Source organism: Mesorhizobium sp. M0571, from assembly GCF_040320985.1.
Lineage (GTDB): Bacteria > Pseudomonadota > Alphaproteobacteria > Rhizobiales > Rhizobiaceae > Mesorhizobium.
This window is the reverse complement of record NZ_JAMYQT010000069.1, coordinates 1-22,160: the sequence shown is the minus strand read 5'-3', so window position 1 is coordinate 22,160 and position 22,160 is coordinate 1. Positions and strand designations below refer to the sequence as shown.

Genomic DNA, 22,160 nt, shown 5'->3' with positions numbered 1-22,160 from the left:
GCGACGACATTCCGATCGTCAAGGGTTCCGCACTTGCGGCGCTTGAAGACAGCGACAAGAAGATCGGCGAGGACGCCATCCGCGAATTGATGGCGGCGGTCGACGCTTACATCCCGACGCCGGTTCGTCCGCTCGACAAGCCGTTCCTGATGCCGATCGAGGACGTGTTCTCGATCTCGGGTCGCGGCACGGTTGTGACCGGCCGCGTCGAGCGCGGCGTCGTCAAGGTCGGCGAGGAACTGGAGATCATCGGCATCCGTCCGACCACCAAGACGACCTGCACGGGCGTCGAGATGTTCCGCAAGCTGCTCGACCAGGGCCAGGCCGGCGACAACATCGGCGCGCTGCTGCGCGGTGTCGACCGTGAAGGCGTCGAGCGCGGCCAGGTTCTGGCCAAGCCGGGCACCGTCAAGCCGCACAAGAAGTTCGTCGCCGAAGCCTACATCCTGACCAAGGACGAGGGCGGCCGTCACACGCCGTTCTTCACCAACTATCGTCCGCAGTTCTATTTCCGCACGACGGACGTGACCGGCATCGTGTCGCTGCCGGAAGGCACCGAGATGGTGATGCCGGGCGACAACATCACGGTCGATGTCGAGCTGATCGTGCCGATCGCCATGGAAGAGAAGCTGCGCTTCGCCATCCGTGAAGGCGGCCGCACCGTCGGTGCCGGCATCGTCGTCACCATCAAAGAGTAATCGTCGCCGGCGTTGCCGGTCGAGATCGGATGCGAAAGGGCGGTCTTCGGGCCGCCTTTTTGATTCTGAGTTTCTCGTAATAGATTAACCGCCTTGCTTCAAATCCTGTTGCAAGCGCCTCTGCCTTAACTAGTATAGGTTGCATCGAGGGGGCTTGCCCGAATGGTTCCATGGCGCCGTTTGCATAGTCAGGCATGGTGGCTGTTAGGGCTGATCTGCCTGGTGTCGTTCCTTGTCATGGGACACGCTGCCTTCGCAGCGGATGCAAAGAAATCTACGCAGGAAAAATCCACGCCGGATCTCGGCCCGACGATGCGGTTCGTCGTCGTCCGCAGCAGCGCGCCGGGCTGCGAGCCGACCTGTCCGGAATGGATATCGGCGGAAGGCTCGATAGAGGCCGGCACGCCGGCCCTGTTCAAACGCACGCTGAAAGCGCTGGGTGGCCGAAAATTGCCGATCGTCGTCGATTCCCCCGGCGGCAATGTCGAAGCGGCGCTGACGCTCGGTCGCCTGGTCCGCAAGAACAAGCTCGATATCGCGGTCGGCAAAACCCGGTTCATCGGCTGTCAGCCAGGTGTGAAGAACTGCAAGGACAAGGACGGCAAGGCCGCCCCCTATTTCGGCAATGCCTATGCCAGCAGCGCCATCTGCAATTCCGCCTGTCCCTTAATGTTTTCCGGTGGCATCCGGCGCGTGGTCGGGGAATGGGCCTTTCTCGGCGTCCATCAGATCACAACGACCTATATCCGGACGAAATTGCTGTACCGCACCACCTACCGCATGGTGAAGGGCAAGAAGAAGATCCTCAGCACCAGGGTCGTCAGCCGGAAGAACGCCGGTAGCTACAAGACCTACGAGATGAACAAGCCGCTGGAGAGACGGCTGGCGGCCTATTTGAAGGAAATGGGCGTCGGCCTGGGTGTACTCGAGACCATGAAAAGCACGCCGGCCAGCGGTATCCAGCAGATCGCCCTCGACGACATGCTGCAGACGAATCTCGTCACCAGCCTGGATGCCGTCGACCTGCTGACCGCGCCTACCCTATGCAAAGCCGATCCGTTGCCCGCGAGCTGCAGAGAGGTGCCGGCGCCGGAAAATGCCGCAAAGCCGACCGGCGAAGTGGTGGCGAACGCCGCGCCTGCACTTGCAGGGCTCGAAAGCCCGCAGGTGAAAGATGTCGCGGACATGCGCTTCGTCCTGGTCCGCGGCAGCAATCCGCTCTGCAACCCCAACTGCCCCGAATGGATCTCGGCCGAAGGCACAATTACCGCTCAAACGCCCGAAAAATTGCGGCAACTGCTTGACGACATCGGTGACCGGCGCCTGCCCATCGTCATCAACTCGCCGGGAGGTGATGTGCTCGGTGCCTTGGCGGCCGGAAGGCTGATCCGCGAACGCAAGCTCGACGTCGCAGTGGCACGGACGGATTTCATTGGCTGCGAGCCGCGGCAGGCCGACTGCACGGCAGAAGACGGAGTCTACAACGGCCTGACGGTCGATGCCGGCGGCGAGTGCGGCTCGGCCTGCCCGATCATGCTCGCCGGCGGTGCCAAACGCCTCGTCGGCCCGCGTGCAAAGTTGAGCGTGCATTCGATTGGCTTGGAGCAGGGGGTCAAGACCTATCTCAAGGACATGGCGGTCGGTCCGGGATTGTTTGCTGCGATGAAATCGGTGCAATCCTCGCGCCACCGCCAGCTTGAACCCGACATGATGCTGAAGTTCGGGCTGACGACGGGGCCTGGGTCGGCGGACGAATTAACAGGTCCCGGCATCTGCAGATCGGAGCCAAGGCCGGAGAATTGCCGCGAGCTCTCCGGCGCCAAGGCTCAGGCCAGCATGCCCGTGAAATCATAGGGCGGCTAAATCGTAATTCAGGCATCATAGCTGCAGCCGACTGGCCATCGAGGCAGGTTGAGCGACGCGCGATATTTCCGCTATTGTCCGGCGCCGTGGGCTTGCCGGTAGAGGGATCGCGAATGAGCCAGGATGTCCCGACATTGTTCGAATGGGCCGGTGGCACCGAAGCGCTGAACCGGCTGACCCAGACCTTCTACGACAAGGTGTTTCGGGATCCGATCGTCGGGCCGGTGTTCAAGCACATGTCGCCGGACCATCCGGCTCACGTCGCGGCCTTCATCGGCGAGGTCTTTGGTGGACCCAAAATCTACAGCGAAAAGCATGGCGGCCATCGCGAGATGGTGATGCATCATCTCGGCAAGCATCTGACGGAGGAGCAGCGCCGGCGCTGGATCAGTCTTCTCGCCGACGCCGCCGACGAGGTCGGCCTGCCTGACGATCCCGAATTCCGCTCCGCCTTCATGGCCTATATCGAATGGGGATCGCGGCTGGCCAGGATGAATTCCAACAAGGGCCCGACCTGCGACCCCGAGACGGAACCAATGCCGGCCTGGGGTTGGGGCGTGCCCGGCGGCCCCTACAAGCCGCCTTCGGGGAACTGACTGGGCACGAATCGGTCGAAAACCCTGCCGGCCAGGAAAACGGGTGGCCATGGAGGTTTCGGTCCTCCAGGCTAACGGTTTAAAGTCGCCGTCGACTGGCGGGGCCACACTGAAAACCGGAGGCTTGCGATGGGATCGGAAGGCAAGAAAAATTCAGACAGCGCCTTTGACAGCGGCCGCGGAACTCGAAACCCGTTCGGTGTGATGGATGTCCCCAGTCCCGACGACGAGGAGGTGTCGGCGTTCGCCGCAGGTGCAAAACTGGAGGGACTTTCGAGCGATGAGAATGCCGAAGCCTGGGGCACCGAAAGGATCCGCGATCACGACGACGCGATCGAAGGAAGCTGGTCCAGCCGATGGAACGGCGGCGCCGATCCCACGATTCCGGGCGATAGCAGGGATAAATGGCGGTCTGGCCGGGGCGTGGTGAAGGTAGCGGGAGAGAGGGTCTTCCTCCTGTTCGATTGGCATCATGGCGTGCGCAAAGGACTGATCGATGCGCGGCGCGAGGGTGCGAAAGGGTGGGTTGGAAAATACATCAATCTGACCGACCCGAAAATCGTGCGTCCCTGGGTCGGCTTGATTGTCAGCAACCAGAGAATCGACGGGAAATGGCCGGGAGGACGTCTGGATTTCCGCAGATGAAGGCAGGGCAGCACACACCGCTCTTTACAGAGCGCACGGAAGCTTTTAGGAAGCGCCTGCTGCGCCGACATGCGCATACGGGCATAGCTCAGTTGGTAGAGCGGCGGTCTCCAAAACCGCAGGTCGTAGGTTCGAGCCCTGCTGCCCGTGCCATTCTTCGAATGGACAACTAAAAACGATTCTTTTGCAGCGCGGCCTTTGAAAACCGGCTTGTGACTTGCCATATGGCATAAGTTGCGGCATAAGGGCCGCATAGCCGGGACGGGACGACTGGATGGTTCCGAGGCGGCGTTTGGTCATAAAGCCGACACTTGCCACTTGCGTGGATCAAGAATCGGTTTTATGTAGACGAAACAGACACGCGACGCGTGGAGCTGGGAAGCCGGCTTTACGCGTCTGATTTGCATGGGCGAAATGATTGCGCTGATTCGGCGCGAACGCACGCTCAAGCGGCACGTCCCGGCCAGCGGGATCATCCAGGAGATCCGGCCAACGGGTCTTGAAGACAGAGCGGCATATGGCTTCGAAAACCACAAATCCTTTCACCTTTCTCCAGCAGGTTCGCGCGGAGACCGCCAAGGTCACTTGGCCGTCGCGGCGCGAAACGATGATCTCGACGGTGATGGTCCTTGTGTTCGCGGTCATCGCGATGATCTTTTTCTTTACCGCAGACGTGGCCATGGGCTTTGCGGTCGAAAAAATCCTCGGCCTCGGACAATAAGTCTGGCGATTACGGAGAAGTCTTGAAATGACCGCGCGGTGGTACATCGTCCACGCCTACTCGAACTTTGAAAAGAAGGTCGCCGAGGACATCGAGAACAAGGCCAAGCAGAAAGGCCTGTCCGCCGACATCGAGCAGATCGTGGTGCCGACCGAGAAGGTCGTCGAGATCCGCCGCGGCCGCAAGGTCGACGCCGAGCGCAAGTTCTTTCCGGGCTATGTGCTGTTGAAAGCCAATCTGACCGACGCCGTGTTCTCGCTCGTCAAGAACACGCCGAAGGTCACCGGTTTCCTGGGCGACTCCAAGCCGGTGCCGATCACCGAAGCCGAGGCCCAGCGTATCCTGAACCAGGTTCAGGAAGGCGTCGAGCGGCCGAAGCCGTCGGTGACGTTCGAGATCGGCGAAGCGATCCGCGTTTCGGATGGACCATTCGCGTCCTTCAACGGTTTCGTCCAGGAAGTGGACGAGGAGCGGGCGCGGCTCAAGGTGGAAGTTTCGATCTTCGGGCGCGCCGTGCCGGTCGATCTGGAATTCGGACAGGTCGAGAAGGGCTGATCCGAAATCCCTGCACCAGTTCGGCGGCAGGGAAGGCGGCGCGGAGATCGCGCGGCCAAAAACGGGTGGGAGGCGAATGCGGCTTTAGCCGGCCGCGCGGACCGCACCACCAGACTGCAACCGCCGGCAAGACCGGCATGAGAAAAGGCAGGAAGAGAGATGGCTAAGAAAATTGCAGGCCAGCTCAAGCTCCAGGTTTCCGCGGGATCGGCTACGCCGTCGCCCCCGATCGGCCCGGCGCTTGGTCAGCGTGGCATCAACATCATGGAGTTCTGCAAGGCGTTCAACGCGCAGACCCAGGAAATGGAAAAGGGCTCGCCGGTTCCCGTCGTCATCACCTACTACCAGGACAAGTCGTTCACCTTCGTCATGAAGACGCCGCCGGTGAGCTATTTCCTGAAGAAGGCCGCGAACCTGAAGTCGGGCTCCAAGGAGCCGGGCAAGGTCAAGGCCGGCACGATCGGCCGCGACAAGGTGCGCGCCATCGCCGAGCAGAAGATGAAGGATCTGAACGCAAACGACGTCGAGGCGGCCATGCGTATGGTCGAGGGCTCCGCCCGCTCGATGGGTCTGGAAGTGGTGGGCTGAGATCATGGCAAAGATTGCAAAGCGTGTATCGCAGACCCGCGAAGGCATCGATCCCAACAAGGCTTACGCTTTGGGTGAGGCGCTGAAGCTGCTCAAGGATCGCTCCTCGGTGAAGTTCGATGAGACCATCGAAGTCGCGATGAACCTCGGCGTCGACCCCCGCCATGCCGACCAGATGGTCCGCGGCGTGGTCAACCTGCCGAACGGCACAGGCCGCAGCGTTCGCGTCGCCGTGTTCGCGCGTGGTGACAAGGCCGAGGAGGCCAAGGCCGCCGGCGCCGACATCGTCGGAGCCGAGGATCTGGTCGACATCGTCCAGAAGGGCACGATCGACTTCGACCGCTGCATCGCCACGCCGGACATGATGCCGCTGGTCGGCCGTCTCGGCAAGGTGCTCGGTCCGCGCGGCATGATGCCGAACCCGAAGGTCGGCACCGTCACCACCGACGTTGCCGCCGCCGTCAAGGCATCGAAGGGCGGCGCGGTCGAATTCCGCGTCGAGAAGGCCGGCATCGTTCATGCCGGCGTCGGCAAGGTCTCGTTCGACGTCAAGGCGCTGGAAGAGAACGTCCGCGCCTTCACTGACGCGGTGAACAGGGCAAAGCCGGCTGGCGCCAAGGGCAACTACGTCAAGAAGGTGTCGGTCACCTCGACAATGGGCCCGGGCCTCAAGCTCGATGTCTCGACGCTGGCAGCGTCCTGATACGAACAATTGGATCGGCCGCTAAAACGCTGATCCGTGAAAGAATTCCGGGCCTCCGACCTGTCGGCGGCCCGGTGCCGGAAGTCGAAAGGCTTCCGGACATCCTGTCCGAGATTGCAGGCGGCCCCCAAGCCTTAGGTGATGTGGGCCTTAATTCATGTGGGCCTGCATGAGACGGGTGAAGACCGGACAAAGGAGCGTCAGCTCCAATGAAAGGTTCGAACCGTGTTTGCCTTTTGTCTGCGCACCGTCCGGCTTGCCGGCAGGTGTGGCGAAAGGGGGCAGGATCCTCGAGCGCCGTTCGGGAGATCCGTTACTGGATGGCCCGGCCGGCAAAAGGCAACCCGACGCCTGTCCTTCGTAGAGGGCAGGGGTCAACTGGAGATAGGCAGTGGACAGAGCGGAAAAACGCGAACTCGTCACGGGCCTGAATGATGCGTTTTCAAGCGCTGGTTCAGTCGTCGTGGCCCACTACGCCGGTATCACCGTCGCGCAAATGAACGACCTTCGGTCGAAAATGCGCGCCGCCGGTGGCACCGTCAAAGTCGCGAAGAACCGTCTCGCCAAAATCGCTCTTCAGGGCACGGACTCCGCATCGATCATCGATCTGTTCAAGGGACAGACGCTGATCGCCTATTCGGAGGATCCGATTGCGGCGCCGAAGGTCGCGTCCGATTTCGCCAAGGGAAATGACAAGCTCGTCATTCTCGGCGGCGCAATGGGCACCACCTCGCTCAACGCCGACGGTGTGAAGGCACTCGCCACACTCCCGTCGCTCGATGAGCTGCGCGCCAGGCTGGTTGGCATGATCGCCACGCCGGCAACCCGGATCGCCCAGATCGTCAATGCGCCTGCGGCTTCGGTCGCGCGCGTCATCGGCGCTTACGCCCGGAAGGACGAGGCGGCATGAGGCCGTTCCTCGCTATCACAAACACACGTTCGAACCTTATGAAGGAACATTGCAATGGCTGATCTGGCAAAGATCGTAGACGACCTTTCGAAGCTGACCGTCCTCGAGGCGGCCGAGCTGTCGAAGCTTCTTGAAGAAAAGTGGGGCGTTTCCGCCGCTGCTCCGGTGGCGGTAGCCGCTGCCGGCGGCGCTGCGGCCGCTGCTGCTCCGGTCGAGGAAAAGACGGAATTCGACGTCGTTCTCACCGAGGCAGGCGCTCAGAAGATCAACGTCATCAAGGAAGTTCGCGCCATCACCGGTCTTGGCCTCAAGGAAGCCAAGGACCTGGTCGAGGCGGCTCCGAAGCCGGTCAAGGAAGCCGTTTCCAAGGCCGACGCGGACAAGTTCAAGGCCCAGCTGGAAGCAGCCGGCGCCAAGGTCGAACTGAAGTAAGCGTTGAGTACCGGCGGGCGGCGTCGCGCCGTCCGCCACTCCCTTCGCGCGAAGGGAGGTTGCGTAGCGCGAAGAGTGCGAAAACCTCTTTCCTGAGGGCCGCAAACCGGCCTTCAGGAAACGGGTTTTCTCCCGTTTCTGGCCCACCGCCAATTGGCGGCGGGTGAAAAGACAAGAAGCCGCCGACAGGCGGCGGGCAACAAGACAGGGCCGCCGAGGTGGCTCGAGATGCAAGGCGAGCCGCGGCGAGGCTCGTCCCGAGAATTGAGCTAAGGAGCGACGATGGCCCAGACCCAGACTTTCAATGGCCGCAGACGCGTACGCAAGTTTTTCGGAAAGATCCCGGAAGTTGCGGAGATGCCGAACCTGATCGAGGTTCAGAAGGCATCCTATGACCAGTTCCTGATGGTGGAGGAGCCCAAGGGTGGGCGTCCTGACGAGGGACTGCAGGCAGTTTTCAAGTCGGTTTTCCCGATTCAGGATTTTTCCGGCTCCTCGATGCTGGAGTTTGTGAAATACGAGTTCGAAGGACCGAAATTCGACGTCGACGAATGCCGTCAGCGCGACCTGACCTATGCAGCGCCGCTCAAGGTGACGCTGCGCCTCATCGTGTTCGATATCGACGAGGATACCGGCGCGAAGTCCATCAAGGACATCAAGGAGCAGGACGTCTACATGGGCGACATGCCGCTCATGACCTTGAACGGCACCTTCATCGTCAATGGTACCGAGCGCGTCATCGTCTCGCAGATGCACCGTTCACCGGGCGTCTTCTTCGACCATGACAAGGGCAAGTCGCACTCGTCCGGCAAGCTTCTGTTTGCCGCGCGCGTCATTCCCTATCGCGGCTCGTGGCTCGACATCGAATTCGATAGCAAGGACGTCGTGCACGCCCGCATCGACCGTCGCCGCAAGATTCCGGTGACGTCGCTGCTGATGGCGCTTGGCATGGACGGCGAAGAGATCCTGTCGACCTTCTACAACAAGATCACCTACAAGCGCGCCGGCGACCATTGGCGCATCCCGTTCAACGTCGAGCGTTTCCGCGGCCTCAAGGCCGTTGGTGACCTGGTTGACGCCGACACCGGCGAGGTCGTCGTCGAGGCCGGCAAGAAGATCACTGCCCGCCAGGCCAGGGCGCTTGGCGAAAAGGGTCTCAAGGCGATCAAGGCGACCGACGAGGATCTGCTCGGCAACTATCTTGCCGAGGACATCGTCAACTATGGCACCGGCGAGATTTTCCTCGAAGCCGGCGACGAGATCGACGAAAAGACGCTGAAAGTGCTTCTCGGCACTGGCGATGACGAGATCAAAGTTCTCGACATCGACCACGTCAATGTCGGCGCTTATATCCGCAACACGCTCAACGTCGACAAGAACGAGAGCCGCCAGGACGCACTGTTCGATATCTACCGCGTCATGCGCCCGGGTGAGCCGCCGACGCTCGAGACCGCCGAAGCCATGTTCAACTCGCTGTTCTTCGACAGCGAGCGCTACGATCTGTCGGCCGTCGGCCGCGTCAAGATGAACATGCGCCTGGAGCTCAAGGCCGAGGACACCGTGCGCGTGCTGCGCAAGGACGACATCCTGGCCGTGGTCAGAACGCTGGTCGAACTGCGCGACGGCAAGGGCGAGATCGACGACATCGACAATCTCGGCAATCGCCGCGTGCGCTCGGTCGGCGAGCTGATGGAGAACCAGTACCGCGTCGGGCTGCTGCGCATGGAGCGCGCGATCAAGGAACGCATGTCCTCGATCGAGATCGACACGGTGATGCCGCAGGACCTGATCAACGCCAAGCCGGCGGCTGCCGCCGTGCGCGAGTTCTTCGGTTCCTCGCAGCTGTCGCAGTTCATGGATCAGACCAATCCGCTGTCGGAGATCACCCACAAGCGCCGTCTTTCGGCGCTTGGACCGGGCGGTCTGACCCGCGAGCGTGCCGGTTTCGAGGTGCGCGACGTGCACCCGACACATTACGGCCGCATCTGCCCGATCGAGACGCCGGAAGGCCCGAATATCGGCCTGATCAACTCGCTGGCGACCTTCGCGCGCGTCAACAAATACGGCTTCATCGAGAGCCCGTACCGCAAGATCGTCAACGGCAAGCTGACCAATGAGGTCGTCTATCTGTCGGCTATGGAAGAGGCCAAGCACCACGTCGCGCAGGCCAATGCCGAGCTCGACAAGGATGGTCATTTCGTCGACGAATTCGTCATTTGCCGCAACGCCGGCGAAGTGATGATGGCGCCGCGCGAAAACGTCGATCTGATGGACGTGTCGCCGAAGCAGATGGTGTCGGTGGCCGCGGCCCTGATCCCGTTCCTCGAGAACGACGACGCCAACCGCGCGCTGATGGGCTCGAACATGCAGCGTCAGGCCGTGCCGCTGGTGCGCGCCGAAGCGCCGTTCGTCGGCACCGGCATGGAGCCGATCGTCGCCCGTGACTCGGGCGCCGCCATCGGCGCCCGCCGCGGCGGCATCGTCGACCAGGTGGACGCGACGCGTATCGTCATCCGCGCCACGGAAGATCTCGATCCCGGCAAGTCCGGCGTCGACATCTACCGGCTGATGAAGTTCCAGCGTTCGAACCAGAACACCTGCATCAACCAGCGTCCGCTGGTGCGCATGGGCGACCTGGTCAACAAGGGCGACATCATCGCCGACGGTCCGTCGACGGAGCTCGGCGATCTGGCGCTCGGCCGCAACGTGCTGGTCGCGTTCATGCCGTGGAACGGCTACAACTACGAGGACTCCATCCTCTTGTCCGAGCGCATCGTCGCCGATGACGTCTTCACCTCGATCCACATCGAGGAGTTCGAAGTCATGGCCCGCGATACCAAGCTCGGGCCGGAGGAGATCACGCGCGACATCCCGAACGTCTCGGAAGAAGCGCTGAAGAACCTCGACGAAGCTGGCATCGTCTATATCGGTGCGGAAGTGCAGCCGGGCGACATCCTGGTCGGCAAGATCACGCCTAAGGGCGAAAGCCCGATGACGCCGGAAGAAAAGCTGCTGCGCGCCATCTTCGGTGAAAAAGCCTCGGACGTGCGCGACACCTCTATGCGCATGCCTCCGGGAACCTTCGGCACCGTCGTCGAAGTGCGTGTCTTCAACCGCCACGGCGTCGAGAAGGACGAGCGCGCCATGGCGATCGAGCGCGAGGAGATCGAACGCCTCGCCAAGGACCGCGACGACGAGCAGGCGATTCTCGACCGCAACGTCTATTCGCGCCTGTCCGACGTTCTCGTCGGCAAGGAAGCGATTGCCGGGCCGAAGGGTTTCAAGAAGGGCTCGAAGCTGTCGAAGGACATGCTCGACGAGTATCCGCGTTCGCAGTGGTGGCAGTTTGCTGTGGAGAACGAAAAGCTCCAGAGCGAACTGGAAGCCTTGCGTGGCCAGTACGACGATTCCAAGAAGGCGCTCGAGCAGCGCTTCATGGACAAGGTCGAGAAGGTGCAGCGCGGCGACGAGATGCCTCCGGGCGTCATGAAGATGGTCAAGGTCTTCGTGGCCGTGAAGCGCAAGATGCAGCCCGGCGACAAGATGGCCGGCCGGCACGGCAACAAGGGTGTCGTGTCGCGGATCGTTCCGGTCGAGGACATGCCTTTCCTCGAGGACGGCACGCATGCCGATATCGTGCTCAACCCGCTGGGTGTGCCGAGCCGCATGAATGTCGGCCAGATTCTGGAAACGCATCTGGGCTGGGCTTGCGCCGGAATGGGCAAGAAGATCGGCGATCTGATCGATGCGTACAAGACGGCGGGCGACATCAAGCCGCTGCGCAAGACGCTCGAGAGCTTCATGCCGGCCAACGACCGCAACGAGCCGATCCGCGAATATGACGACGAGAGCATCGTTCGCCTCAGCGAGCAGATGCGCCGCGGCGTCTCCATCGCGACACCGGTGTTCGACGGCGCGCACGAGGCCGACATCAACATCATGCTGGAGCAGGCGGGCCTGCACACCAGCGGTCAGTCGCAGCTCTATGACGGACGCACCGGCGAGCCGTTCGATCGCAAAGTGACGATGGGCTACATATATATGCTCAAGCTTCACCACCTTGTGGACGATAAGATCCACGCGCGTTCGATCGGTCCGTACTCGCTTGTTACCCAGCAGCCGCTGGGCGGCAAGGCGCAGTTCGGTGGCCAGCGCTTCGGCGAGATGGAGGTCTGGGCGCTCGAAGCGTACGGCGCCGCCTACACGCTGCAGGAGATGCTGACGGTGAAGTCGGATGACGTCGCCGGACGCACCAAGGTCTACGAGGCGATCGTCAGAGGCGACGACACCTTTGAGGCCGGCATTCCCGAGAGCTTCAACGTTCTCGTCAAGGAAATGCGGTCTCTCGGCCTCAATGTCGAGCTGGAGAACACCAAGCTCGACGACAACCCGATCCGGCTGCCCGACGCGGCCGAATAAGCAAGACGCTCGGTCGCGGGAGAGGGCTCTTGCGACCGGACGCCGAGCATGATCCCGAAAAGTGGTTACCGGTTTTCGGCCAAGATCATGCACAAACAAGAGAGTTTCTTCGGCCGATGGCCGATCAAGTCGGCGGGCGTTTGGCCCGCGCTAGATGCAAGGGGTTTTCGAGGACCCCGAAAAGGAGAACGGCATGAACCAAGAGGTCATGAATCTCTTCAACCCCCAGGCGCCCGCGCAGGTGTTCGATTCCATCCGGATCTCGCTTGCCAGCCCTGAGAAGATTCTGTCCTGGTCGTTCGGCGAGATCAAGAAGCCGGAGACCATCAACTACCGCACCTTCAAGCCGGAGCGTGACGGCCTGTTCTGCGCGCGCATTTTTGGTCCGATCAAGGACTATGAGTGCCTGTGCGGCAAGTACAAGCGCATGAAGTACAAGGGCGTCATCTGCGAGAAGTGCGGCGTCGAAGTCACACTGTCGCGCGTCCGCCGCGAGCGCATGGGCCATATCGAGCTGGCGGCACCGGTCGCCCACATCTGGTTCCTGAAGTCGCTGCCGTCGCGCATAGGCACGTTGCTCGACATGACGCTGAAGGACATCGAGCGCGTCCTCTACTTCGAGAACTACATCGTCACCGAACCCGGCCTCACCGCGCTAAAGGAGCACCAGCTGCTCAGCGAGGAAGAGTACATGATGGCCGTCGACGAATATGGCGAGGATAGCTTCACCGCCATGATCGGCGCCGAGGCGATCCACGATCTTCTGGCCGGCATGGACCTCGAGAAGATCGCCGGCGATTTGCGCTCGGAGTTGGCTTCGACCACCTCCGAGCGCAAGCAGAAGAAGTATCTGAAGCGGCTCAAGGTCGTCGAGAACTTCATGGAATCCGGCAACCGTCCGGAATGGATGATCATGAAAGTGGTTCCGGTGATCCCGCCGGACCTGCGTCCGCTTGTCCCGCTGGACGGCGGCCGTTTCGCCACGTCGGATCTGAACGATCTCTATCGCCGCGTCATCAACCGCAACAACCGCCTGAAGCGGCTGATCGAGTTGCGCGCGCCCGGCATCATCGTGCGCAATGAAAAGCGCATGCTGCAGGAAGCCGTCGATGCACTGTTCGACAACGGCCGTCGCGGCCGCGTCATAACCGGCGCCAACAAGCGTCCGCTGAAGTCGCTGTCCGATATGCTGAAGGGTAAGCAGGGCCGGTTCCGCCAGAACCTGCTCGGCAAGCGCGTCGACTATTCCGGCCGCTCGGTCATCGTCACCGGTCCGGAGCTCAAGCTGCACCAGTGCGGCCTGCCGAAGAAGATGGCGCTCGAGCTGTTCAAGCCGTTCATCTACGCCCGTCTCGACGCCAAGGGTTACTCCTCGACCGTCAAGCAGGCGAAGAAGCTGGTCGAGAAGGAGCGTCCGGAGGTCTGGGATATCCTCGACGAGGTCATCCGCGAGCATCCGGTGCTGCTGAACCGCGCGCCGACGCTGCACCGCCTCGGCATCCAGGCGTTCGAGCCGATCCTGATCGAAGGCAAGGCGATCCAGCTTCACCCGCTGGTCTGCACGGCCTTCAACGCCGACTTCGACGGCGACCAGATGGCGGTCCACGTGCCGCTGTCGCTGGAAGCGCAGCTTGAAGCTCGCGTGCTGATGATGTCGACCAACAACATCCTGCACCCGGCTTCCGGCGCGCCGATCATCGTCCCGTCGCAGGACATGGTTCTCGGTCTCTACTATCTCTCGATCGTCAACCAGAACGAGCCGGGCGAGGGCATGGTGTTTGCCGATATGGGCGAGCTCCAGCACGCGCTCGAGACCAAGGCGGTGACGCTGCATTCCAAGATCAAGGGGCGCTTCCGCACGGTCGACGCCGACGGCAAGGTCGTATCGAAGATCCACGACACCACGCCTGGCCGCATGATCATCGGCGAGCTTCTGCCCAAGAACGTCAACGTGCCGTACGAGACCGCCAACCAGGAGATGACCAAGAAGAACATCTCCAAGATGATCGACACCGTCTACCGCCATTGCGGTCAGAAGGAGACGGTCATTTTCTGCGATCGCATCATGGCTCTCGGCTTCAGCCACGCCTGCCGTGCCGGCATTTCGTTCGGCAAGGACGACATGCTGATCCCGGACGCCAAGATCAAGCTGGTGTCCGACACCGAGGCTTTGGCCAAGGAATACGAGCAGCAGTACAATGACGGCCTGATCACGCAGGGCGAGAAGTACAACAAGGTCGTCGACGCCTGGGCCAAGTGCTCGGAAAAGGTCGCCGACGAAATGATGGCCCGCATCAAGGCGGTCGAGTTCGAGGACAACGGCCGTCAGAAGCCGATGAACTCGATCTACATGATGTCGCACTCCGGTGCGCGCGGCTCGCCCACCCAGATGCGCCAGCTCGCCGGCATGCGCGGCCTGATGGCCAAGCCTAGTGGTGAAATCATCGAGACGCCGATCATCTCGAACTTCAAGGAAGGCCTCACCGTGCTCGAGTACTTCAACTCGACTCACGGCGCCCGCAAGGGTCTGGCCGACACCGCCTTGAAGACGGCGAACTCGGGTTACCTGACGCGTCGTCTTGTCGACGTGGCGCAGGACTGCATCGTCAACTCGCTCGACTGCGGCACCGACAAGGGCCTCACCATGCAGCCGATCGTCGATGCCGGTCAGGTCGTCGCCTCGGTGGGCCAGCGCGTTCTCGGCCGCACCTCGCTCGACGACATCACCCACCCGGTCACCGGCGAGGTTCTGGTCAAGGCCGGAACGCTGATGGACGAGCGTGACGTGGAACAGATCGAAAAGGCCGGCGTACAGTCGGTCCGCATCCGTTCGGCACTGACCTGCGAGGTCAGGGTCGGTGTCTGCGCGGTCTGCTACGGACGCGATCTGGCCCGCGGCACTCCCGTCAACCAGGGCGAGGCTGTCGGCGTCATCGCGGCGCAGTCGATCGGCGAGCCGGGCACCCAGCTCACCATGCGTACCTTCCACATGGGCGGCACGGCGCAGGTGGTGGACTCTTCGTTCCTTGAAGCCTCCTATGAGGGCAAGGTCGAGATCCGCAACCGCAACGTGGTGCGCAACTCCGACGGCCAGCAGATGGTCATGGGCCGCAACATGGCGGTGCTGATCCTCGACGAGGCCGGCAAGGAACGCGCCACGCACCGCGTCACCTACGGTTCGCGCATCTTCGTCGACGATGGCGACAAGGTGAAGCGCGGCCAGCGTATCGCCGAGTGGGATCCTTATACCCGCCCGATCCTCACCGAAATCGAGGGCAGGGTGGCGTTCGAGGATCTGGTCGATGGCATTTCCGTTCAGGAAACCGCCGACGAATCGACCGGCATCACTAAGCGCGAGGTCATCGATTGGCGTTCGACGCCACGCGGCAACGATCTCAAGCCGGCGATCGTCGTCCAGGATGCCAAGGGCAAGGTCGGCAAGCTGTCGAAGGGCGGTGACGCCCGCTTCCTGCTCTCGGTCGAGGCCATTCTTTCGGTCGAGCCGGGCGCGCAGGTTCGCCCCGGCGACGTGCTGGCGCGTATTCCGATGGAAAGCGCCAAGACCAAGGACATCACCGGCGGTCTGCCGCGTGTTGCCGAGCTGTTCGAGGCACGCCGTCCGAAGGATCACGCCATCATCGCCGAGATCGATGGCACGATCCGCTTCGGTCGCGACTACAAGAACAAGCGCCGTATAATCATCGAGCCGCATGACTCGACGCTTGAGCCGGTCGAATACCTGATCCCGAAGGGCAAGCCGTTCCATCTCCAGGACGGCGACGTCATCGAGAAGGGCGACTACATCCTCGACGGCAATCCGGCGCCGCACGACATCCTGGCGATCAAGGGCGTGGAGGCGCTTGCCTCCTACCTCGTCAACGAAATCCAGGAGGTCTACCGACTGCAGGGCGTGTCGATCAACGACAAGCACATCGAGGTGATCGTTCGCCAGATGCTGCAGAAGGTTGAGATCACCACGCAGGGCGATTCGACCTACATTCCGGGCGACCACGTCGACGTGATCGAACTGGAAGAGGTCAACGAGCGCCTGGTCGAGGAGGGCAAGAAGCCGGCCGAAGGCCAGCCGGTGCTGCTCGGCATCACCAAGGCCTCGCTGCAGACGCCGTCCTTCATCTCGGCCGCCTCCTTCCAGGAGACGACGAGGGTGCTGACCGAAGCTGCGGTTGCCGGCAAGACTGACATGCTGCAGGGGCTGAAGGAAAACGTCATAGTCGGCCGGCTTATCCCGGCCGGTACCGGCGGCACGATGAGCGCGATCCGGCGCATCGCCACCTCGCGCGACGAGCTGATCATCGACGAGCGCCGCAAGGCGTCGGGCGTCGAGGTCGCCGAGCCGATGCTGACCGACATGGTTAACGCCGCGCAGTAAGCGCGACGGTACACATCTCAGGCAACAAAGCCGTCGGGGCAACCCGGCGGCTTTTTTTGTTTTTGCGTGAAAGACTCGTCGTCAGGCGTGGTGCGGCGCATCGCTTCCAAGGTGATCTGGTGAAGGACAGCCTCGCCACGTACTTAGGTTAGTCGAAAAACGCTTCCACCACATTGCGCTTGCCGAGCATGAAGGCGTCGGCGACATGCTGGAGGGGTGCCAGATCGACATCGGAAACCCCGGCGCGCACGATTTCGGCGAAACGCCTGTAGAGCATCGGGTATTCCGCTTCCGGCTCCTCGTGAACGATGCGACCGTCGATGGCGAGCTTTGAGCCTCCGCCGGACAGCACCATCGATCCTGCCTCGGTATCGGCCAGGATGTCCCAGCTTTGCGGGCCGGTCTGGCGCCAGTCGAGTTCCATCGTCACCGGCAGACCGTTCGAAGTGCGGAAGGCGATATGGGCGGCGATCGGGGCCGCGCGGTTTTCGGGAAAATCGAGCTCTGCCGAGCTGATGAACATTGGCGGCAGGATATGCGTGGCGATCGACAGCGCGTTGATGCCGGGATCGAAGACGCCAAAGCCGCCGGCAGCCCAAATCCATTCCTGGTTCGGATGCCAGCGGCGCACATCTTCCTTCCAGTTGATGGCGGCCGACCTGATCCGGGTCGAACCGAGGAATGCACGGGCTGCCTCCACAGCCGGTGCATAGCGTGAATGCCAGCTGGCGAACAGGCAGACGCCGTTCGCTGCCGCCAGCGCCTTCAGGTCTTCGACCTCGCTGACCGTGGCGCCGGGCGGCTTTTCCAGGAAGACATGCTTTTTCGCCACCAGCGCCGTGCGCGCGGCGTCATAGCGAAACTGCGGCGGCATGCACAGCGACACCGCCTCGAGTTGCGGCATCGCGTCGAGCATCGCATCGATCGTCGGGAAGTTCGGGATGTCTTCCACTTTGCCATGCCGGCTGGCTGCAGCAACCAGGCGATAATCACGGTCCTTCGCCAGGGCCGGCAGGTGCTGGTCGCGGACGATCTTTCCCACGCCGACGATGCCGAGCTTGATGGGATTAGAGGACATGGGGACTCCGCAGGTTGAGTGTGCTTGGTTTGCCAGAGGTCGTTTATTAGCAGAGAACTTGTGCCGGGCAAGCTGCGTGGGGCCGACCTTGCATCCGAGGCGACAAGCATTCGAGCCGGTCAGATCGGCCCACCTTCAAATCGGCACATCAAACGTAACGATCGACACTTCGCCTTCAAGCGCGCCCTGATAGGCGGACAGATGCGGCTCCTCGTCGGGCACGCCGTCCATGTCGCCGATCTGGTCGAGCTCGGCCTCGGCATAACCTTCGGCGGCGAGCGATTCGAGAGCGCGGCGTACCGCCGAATCGTCGTCGGGCGCGACCAGCATCACATGCACGCCTTCCGGCTTGCCGCCTTTGCGCTTCCACACCCGGCCAGTGATAATGGTGACCGGGCGCTCCTCATTGTCATTCACGGGTTCGTACCTCCGGGCGAGGGGGTTTTGGCTGTTCATGCGGCCTTTTCGCACGAAGCACGGCCCGGAAACAGCCGGAAGCCGGTCACTTTCTGCCTTCTTTCTTGAAAAACGGCGAAAGAAAATTACATGCATTTTTCGCATGGCTGCCAAGCCTCGGTTTCAGCGCAATATTTGACCCTCCGGGGTTGACGGACAGTGGCCATACGAGTAGAAGCCGCCCAGTCAGAACCGATGTGAGGCTCTTGCTTCCGAAGCGACACGCTTTGGAGTTTGCCTCAAACAGGGTTCGTTTTACGAGCGAAAAGACATTTCCGGCGTGCATGAAGCGGCTTCCGCTTCCTCTGCCATTTGTTCGGGCAAGACCGCGAGGCGCGGTTTGTGGCCCGAATTTGCGTATGGAAATGACGCTTTGAGCGGCCCTGACCGGGCCAGACACGGAATTGAGAGACAAGAGGGTTTAATGCCTACCGTCAACCAGCTGATCCGCAAGCCGCGCATTGCGCCGGTGAAGCGCAACAAGGTCCCGGCCATGCAGCAGAACCCGCAGAAGCGGGGCGTCTGCACGCGCGTCTACACCACGACGCCGAAGAAGCCGAACTCGGCGCTGCGCAAGGTGGCCAAGATCCGCCTGACCAATGGTTTTGAAGTGATCGGTTACATCCCCGGCGAAGGCCACAACCTTCAGGAACACTCGGTGGTGATGATCCGCGGCGGCCGCGTCAAGGATCTTCCGGGCGTGCGTTACCACATCATCCGCGGCGTGCTCGACACGCAAGGCGTGAAGAACCGCAAGCAGCGCCGTTCGAAATACGGCGCCAAGCGTCCGAAGTGACCGAAGCGTAGCTACCCGGATCCGCCAAGCGGCGATCCAGGCCACCACGCAGAATTGAGGCAGAGAAAAAATGTCCCGTCGTCACAGTGCAGAAAAGCGTGAGATCAATCCGGACCCGAAGTTCGGCGATCTGATCGTCACCAAGTTCATGAACGCCGTCATGTATGACGGCAAGAAGTCCGTTGCCGAGACCATCGTCTACGGCGCGCTCGACCAGGTCCAGTCCAAGACCAAGCAGGAGCCGGTCACCGTCTTCCATCAGGCGCTCGACAATGTCGCGCCGCATGTAGAAGTGCGTTCGCGGCGCGTCGGCGGCGCCACCTACCAGGTTCCGGTCGACGTGCGCCCCGAGCGTCGTCAGGCATTGGCCATCCGTTGGCTGATCGCCGCCGCCCGCAACCGCAACGAGACCACCATGGTCGACCGCCTCTCCGGCGAGCTGATGGACGCGGCCAACAACCGCGGCACCGCCGTCAAGAAGCGTGAAGACACCCACAAGATGGCAGAAGCCAACCGCGCTTTCGCGCATTACCGCTGGTAAAGCGCGAACGAGACTGAAGAGGCACCTCCCATGGCCCGCGAATATAAAATCGAAGACTACCGCAATTTCGGTATCATGGCGCATATCGACGCCGGCAAGACGACGACCACCGAGCGCGTCCTCTATTACACGGGCAAGTCGCACAAGATCGGCGAAGTCCATGACGGCGCTGCGACCATGGACTGGATGGAGCAGGAGCAGGAGCGCGGCATCACCATCACGTCGGCTGCGACCACGACCTTCTGGAAGGGTCGCAGCGGCAAGATGTACCGCTTCAACATCATCGACACCCCCGGCCACGTCGACTTCACCATCGAGGTCGAGCGTTCGCTGCGCGTGCTTGACGGCGCCATCGCGCTGCTCGACGCCAATGCCGGTGTCGAGCCGCAGACGGAGACCGTCTGGCGTCAGGCCGACAAGTATCGCGTCCCGCGCATGATCTTCTGCAACAAGATGGACAAGATCGGCGCCGACTTTTACCGCTCGGTCGAGATGATCGGTTCGCGCCTCGGTGCGCACGCCGTTGTCATGCAGCTGCCGATCGGCGCCGAGACCGAATTCAAGGGTGTCGTCGACCTCGTCGAGATGAATGCGCTGGTCTGGCGCGACGAGACGCTGGGCGCCGCCTGGGATGTCGTTGAGATTCCTGCCGACCTCAAGGCTCGTGCCGAAGAATACCGCGAGAAGATGATCGAGGCCGCCGTCGAAATGGACGAGACGGCGCTTGAGAATTACCTCGAAGGCAAGATGCCGAGCAACGAGGAGATCCGTGCGCTCATCCGCAAGGGCACGATCGCGGTGAAGTTCTATCCGATGTTCTGCGGCTCGGCCTTCAAAAACAAGGGCGTGCAGCCCCTGCTCGACGCCGTCGTCGAATATCTGCCGTCGCCGGCCGATGTCCCGGCCATCAAGGGCGTCGACGCCAAGACGGACGCCGAGATCGAGCGTCATGCCGACGACAACGAGCCGCTGTCGATGCTCGCCTTCAAGATCATGAACGACCCGTTCGTCGGTTCGCTCACCTTTGCCCGCATCTATTCGGGCAAGCTCACCAAGGGCATCTCGGTCGACAACACCGTGAAGGGCAAGAAAGAGCGCATCGGCCGCATGCTGCAGATGCATGCGAATTCGCGCGCGGACGTCGAAGAGGCTTTTGCCGGCGACATCGTCGCCCTGGCCGGCCTCAAGGACACGACCACCGGCGACACGCTCAGCGATCCGCTGCATCCGGTCATCCTCGAGCGCATGGAATTCCCCGATCCGGTCATCCAGATCGCTATCGAGCCGAAGACCAAGAACGACCAGGAAAAGATGGGCCTCGCCCTTCACCGCCTGGCCGCCGAGGATCCGTCCTTCCGCGTCAAGACCGACGAGGAAAGCGGCCAGACGATCATTTCCGGCATGGGCGAACTTCACCTCGACATCATTGTCGACCGCATGCGCCGCGAGTTCAAGGTCGAGGCCAATGTCGGCGCGCCGCAGGTGGCCTATCGCGAGACGATCACCCGCAAGCACGAGCAGGACTACACGCACAAGAAGCAGACCGGCGGTACCGGTCAGTTCGCCCGCGTCAAGATCCTGTTCGAGCCGAATCCGGAAAGCAGCGAATTCCAGTTCGAAACCAAGATCGTCGGCGGCGCTGTGCCGAAGGAATACATCCCCGGTGTCGAAAAGGGCATCAACAGCGTCATGACGTCGGGCCCGTTCGCCGGCTTCCCGATGATCGGCGTCAAGGCGACGCTGATCGATGGCGCCTACCACGACGTGGACTCTTCGGTTCTGGCCTTCGAAATCGCCGGCCGTGCCTGCTTCCGTGAAGCAGCGCCCAAGCTTGGCGTGCAGTTGCTCGAGCCGATCATGAAGGTCGAAGTGGTGACGCCGGAAGATTACGTCGGCAGCGTTATCGGCGATCTGAACGGCCGTCGTGGCCAGATCCAGGGCCAGGAAGCCCGCGGCGTCGCGGTGGTCATCAACGCGATGGTGCCGCTCGCCAACATGTTCAAATACGTGGACAACCTTCGGTCGATGAGCCAGGGCCGCGCGGCCTACACGATGCAGTTCGACCACTACGAGCCGGTCCCGACCGCGGTCGCCCAGGAAGTCCAGAAGAAATACGCGTAACTCGAAACGAGTTGCACCAGTAACTTAATTCAAGGCCCGCACGGGCTGGCAGGAATGGAGACATCACATGGCAAAAGGTAAATTCGAGCGCACTAAGCCTCATGTGAACATTGGCACGATTGGTCACGTTGACCATGGCAAGACGTCGCTGACGGCGGCGATCACCAAGTATTTTGGCGAGTACAAGCGCTACGACCAGATCGATGCGGCGCCGGAAGAGAAGGCGCGCGGCATCACCATTTCGACGGCGCATGTCGAGTATGAGACGGCTGCCCGCCACTATGCCCATGTCGACTGCCCCGGCCACGCCGACTACGTCAAGAACATGATCACCGGTGCTGCGCAGATGGATGGCGCGATCCTGGTCGTGTCGGCCGCCGACGGCCCGATGCCGCAGACCCGCGAGCACATCCTGCTTGCCCGCCAGGTCGGCGTGCCCTCGATCGTGGTGTTCCTGAACAAGGTCGACCAGGTCGACGACGCCGAGCTGCTCGAGCTGGTCGAGCTTGAGGTGCGCGAGCTTCTGACCAAGAACGAGTTCCCCGGCGACGACATTCCGATCGTCAAGGGTTCCGCACTTGCGGCGCTTGAAGACAGCGACAAGAAGATCGGCGAGGACGCCATCCGCGAATTGATGGCGGCGGTCGA

General features: G+C 62.0%; 18 protein-coding genes and 1 tRNA gene. 17 read left to right on the top strand and 2 right to left on the bottom strand.

Annotated elements, in window-relative coordinates:
• The 13 genes from NKI85_RS34515 to rpoC form a co-directional block, all read left to right on the top strand.
• Positions 1 to 698 (top strand): EF-Tu C-terminal domain-related protein (locus tag NKI85_RS34515; RefSeq protein WP_352780344.1); only part of this gene is annotated, 698 nt, incomplete at its 5' end.
• A 162-nt stretch (positions 699 to 860) separates the two neighbouring features.
• Positions 861 to 2,552, top strand: a complete 1,692-nt coding sequence (locus NKI85_RS34510) for a COG3904 family protein (protein ID WP_352780343.1) — start codon at positions 861 to 863, stop codon at positions 2,550 to 2,552.
• 122 nt (positions 2,553 to 2,674) lie between these two features.
• A complete protein-coding gene (locus NKI85_RS34505) occupies positions 2,675 to 3,157 on the top strand; it encodes a group II truncated hemoglobin (RefSeq protein ID WP_352531892.1) in 483 nt (160 codons plus the stop codon).
• A 129-nt stretch (positions 3,158 to 3,286) separates the two neighbouring features.
• On the top strand, positions 3,287 to 3,802 hold the full coding sequence (locus tag NKI85_RS34500) for a hypothetical protein (RefSeq protein ID WP_352531890.1): 516 nt from the start codon (positions 3,287 to 3,289) through the stop codon (positions 3,800 to 3,802).
• Between the two features lie 77 nt (positions 3,803 to 3,879).
• A tRNA-Trp gene (locus NKI85_RS34495) sits at positions 3,880 to 3,955 on the top strand.
• Between the two features lie 364 nt (positions 3,956 to 4,319).
• On the top strand, positions 4,320 to 4,523 hold the full coding sequence (gene secE / locus NKI85_RS34490) for a preprotein translocase subunit SecE (protein ID WP_023680439.1): 204 nt from the start codon (positions 4,320 to 4,322) through the stop codon (positions 4,521 to 4,523).
• Positions 4,524 to 4,550: 27 nt separating this feature from the next.
• The gene (gene nusG, locus NKI85_RS34485) at positions 4,551 to 5,078 is read left to right on the top strand and encodes a transcription termination/antitermination protein NusG (RefSeq protein WP_006333333.1); all 528 of its coding nucleotides are present in this window, start codon (positions 4,551 to 4,553) and stop codon (positions 5,076 to 5,078) included.
• A 159-nt stretch (positions 5,079 to 5,237) separates the two neighbouring features.
• Positions 5,238 to 5,666, top strand: coding sequence for a 50S ribosomal protein L11 (gene rplK / locus NKI85_RS34480; protein WP_023680440.1), 429 nt, complete (start codon positions 5,238 to 5,240; stop codon positions 5,664 to 5,666).
• A gap of 4 nt (positions 5,667 to 5,670) precedes the next feature.
• A complete protein-coding gene (rplA, locus tag NKI85_RS34475) occupies positions 5,671 to 6,369 on the top strand; it encodes a 50S ribosomal protein L1 (protein ID WP_352531888.1) in 699 nt (232 codons plus the stop codon).
• Between the two features lie 391 nt (positions 6,370 to 6,760).
• Positions 6,761 to 7,279: a 50S ribosomal protein L10 gene (gene rplJ, locus NKI85_RS34470; RefSeq protein WP_263784050.1), complete on the top strand. Its 519-nt coding sequence runs from the start codon at positions 6,761 to 6,763 to the stop codon at positions 7,277 to 7,279.
• Between the two features lie 54 nt (positions 7,280 to 7,333).
• Positions 7,334 to 7,711, top strand: coding sequence for a 50S ribosomal protein L7/L12 (gene rplL / locus NKI85_RS34465; protein ID WP_023680442.1), 378 nt, complete (start codon positions 7,334 to 7,336; stop codon positions 7,709 to 7,711).
• A 282-nt stretch (positions 7,712 to 7,993) separates the two neighbouring features.
• Entirely contained in the window at positions 7,994 to 12,130 is a 4,137-nt protein-coding gene (gene rpoB / locus NKI85_RS34460; protein ID WP_352531885.1) for a DNA-directed RNA polymerase subunit beta, read from the top strand.
• A 193-nt stretch (positions 12,131 to 12,323) separates the two neighbouring features.
• Complete coding sequence (rpoC, locus tag NKI85_RS34455; RefSeq protein WP_352780341.1) at positions 12,324 to 16,520, top strand: DNA-directed RNA polymerase subunit beta'; 4,197 nt, start codon at positions 12,324 to 12,326, stop codon at positions 16,518 to 16,520.
• A 148-nt stretch (positions 16,521 to 16,668) separates the two neighbouring features.
• Here rpoC and NKI85_RS34450 read toward each other — a convergent pair whose 3' ends face one another.
• Positions 16,669 to 17,598 (bottom strand): Gfo/Idh/MocA family protein, encoded by a 930-nt coding sequence (locus NKI85_RS34450; protein WP_352780340.1) that lies wholly within the window; start codon positions 17,596 to 17,598, stop codon positions 16,669 to 16,671.
• Positions 17,599 to 17,733: 135 nt separating this feature from the next.
• Complete coding sequence (locus NKI85_RS34445) at positions 17,734 to 18,015, bottom strand: transcriptional regulator (protein WP_023680447.1); 282 nt, start codon at positions 18,013 to 18,015, stop codon at positions 17,734 to 17,736.
• Between the two features lie 463 nt (positions 18,016 to 18,478).
• Here NKI85_RS34445 and rpsL point away from each other — a divergent pair, with 463 nt between their 5' ends.
• The 4 genes from rpsL to NKI85_RS34425 all read left to right on the top strand — a co-directional run.
• A complete protein-coding gene (gene rpsL / locus NKI85_RS34440; RefSeq protein ID WP_006333356.1) occupies positions 18,479 to 18,850 on the top strand; it encodes a 30S ribosomal protein S12 in 372 nt (123 codons plus the stop codon).
• Between the two features lie 70 nt (positions 18,851 to 18,920).
• A complete protein-coding gene (gene rpsG / locus NKI85_RS34435) occupies positions 18,921 to 19,391 on the top strand; it encodes a 30S ribosomal protein S7 (RefSeq protein WP_008875664.1) in 471 nt (156 codons plus the stop codon).
• A 30-nt stretch (positions 19,392 to 19,421) separates the two neighbouring features.
• The gene (fusA, locus tag NKI85_RS34430; RefSeq protein WP_352531879.1) at positions 19,422 to 21,512 is read left to right on the top strand and encodes an elongation factor G; all 2,091 of its coding nucleotides are present in this window, start codon (positions 19,422 to 19,424) and stop codon (positions 21,510 to 21,512) included.
• A 67-nt stretch (positions 21,513 to 21,579) separates the two neighbouring features.
• Positions 21,580 to 22,160: GTP-binding protein (locus tag NKI85_RS34425; RefSeq protein ID WP_292505780.1), on the top strand; the 581-nt coding region annotated here is incomplete at its 3' end.

Excerpts from the sequence above, each read along its gene's own strand:
- rplL (WP_023680442.1), top strand. The coding sequence starts at position 7,334 with ATGGCTGATCTGGCAAAGATCGTAGACGACCTTTCGAAGCTGACCGTC.
- rpsG (WP_008875664.1), top strand. The coding sequence starts at position 18,921 with ATGTCCCGTCGTCACAGTGCAGAAAAGCGTGAGATCAATCCGGACCCG.
- NKI85_RS34510 (WP_352780343.1), top strand. The coding sequence starts at position 861 with ATGGTTCCATGGCGCCGTTTGCATAGTCAGGCATGGTGGCTGTTAGGG.
- rplA (WP_352531888.1), top strand. The coding sequence starts at position 5,671 with ATGGCAAAGATTGCAAAGCGTGTATCGCAGACCCGCGAAGGCATCGAT.
- NKI85_RS34450 (WP_352780340.1), bottom strand. The coding sequence starts at position 17,598 with ATGTCCTCTAATCCCATCAAGCTCGGCATCGTCGGCGTGGGAAAGATC.
- fusA (WP_352531879.1), top strand. The coding sequence starts at position 19,422 with ATGGCCCGCGAATATAAAATCGAAGACTACCGCAATTTCGGTATCATG.
- NKI85_RS34505 (WP_352531892.1), top strand. The coding sequence starts at position 2,675 with ATGAGCCAGGATGTCCCGACATTGTTCGAATGGGCCGGTGGCACCGAA.
- rpsL (WP_006333356.1), top strand. The coding sequence starts at position 18,479 with ATGCCTACCGTCAACCAGCTGATCCGCAAGCCGCGCATTGCGCCGGTG.
- NKI85_RS34500 (WP_352531890.1), top strand. The coding sequence starts at position 3,287 with ATGGGATCGGAAGGCAAGAAAAATTCAGACAGCGCCTTTGACAGCGGC.
- rpoC (WP_352780341.1), top strand. The coding sequence starts at position 12,324 with ATGAACCAAGAGGTCATGAATCTCTTCAACCCCCAGGCGCCCGCGCAG.
- rplK (WP_023680440.1), top strand. The coding sequence starts at position 5,238 with ATGGCTAAGAAAATTGCAGGCCAGCTCAAGCTCCAGGTTTCCGCGGGA.
- nusG (WP_006333333.1), top strand. The coding sequence starts at position 4,551 with ATGACCGCGCGGTGGTACATCGTCCACGCCTACTCGAACTTTGAAAAG.
- rpoB (WP_352531885.1), top strand. The coding sequence starts at position 7,994 with ATGGCCCAGACCCAGACTTTCAATGGCCGCAGACGCGTACGCAAGTTT.
- secE (WP_023680439.1), top strand. The coding sequence starts at position 4,320 with ATGGCTTCGAAAACCACAAATCCTTTCACCTTTCTCCAGCAGGTTCGC.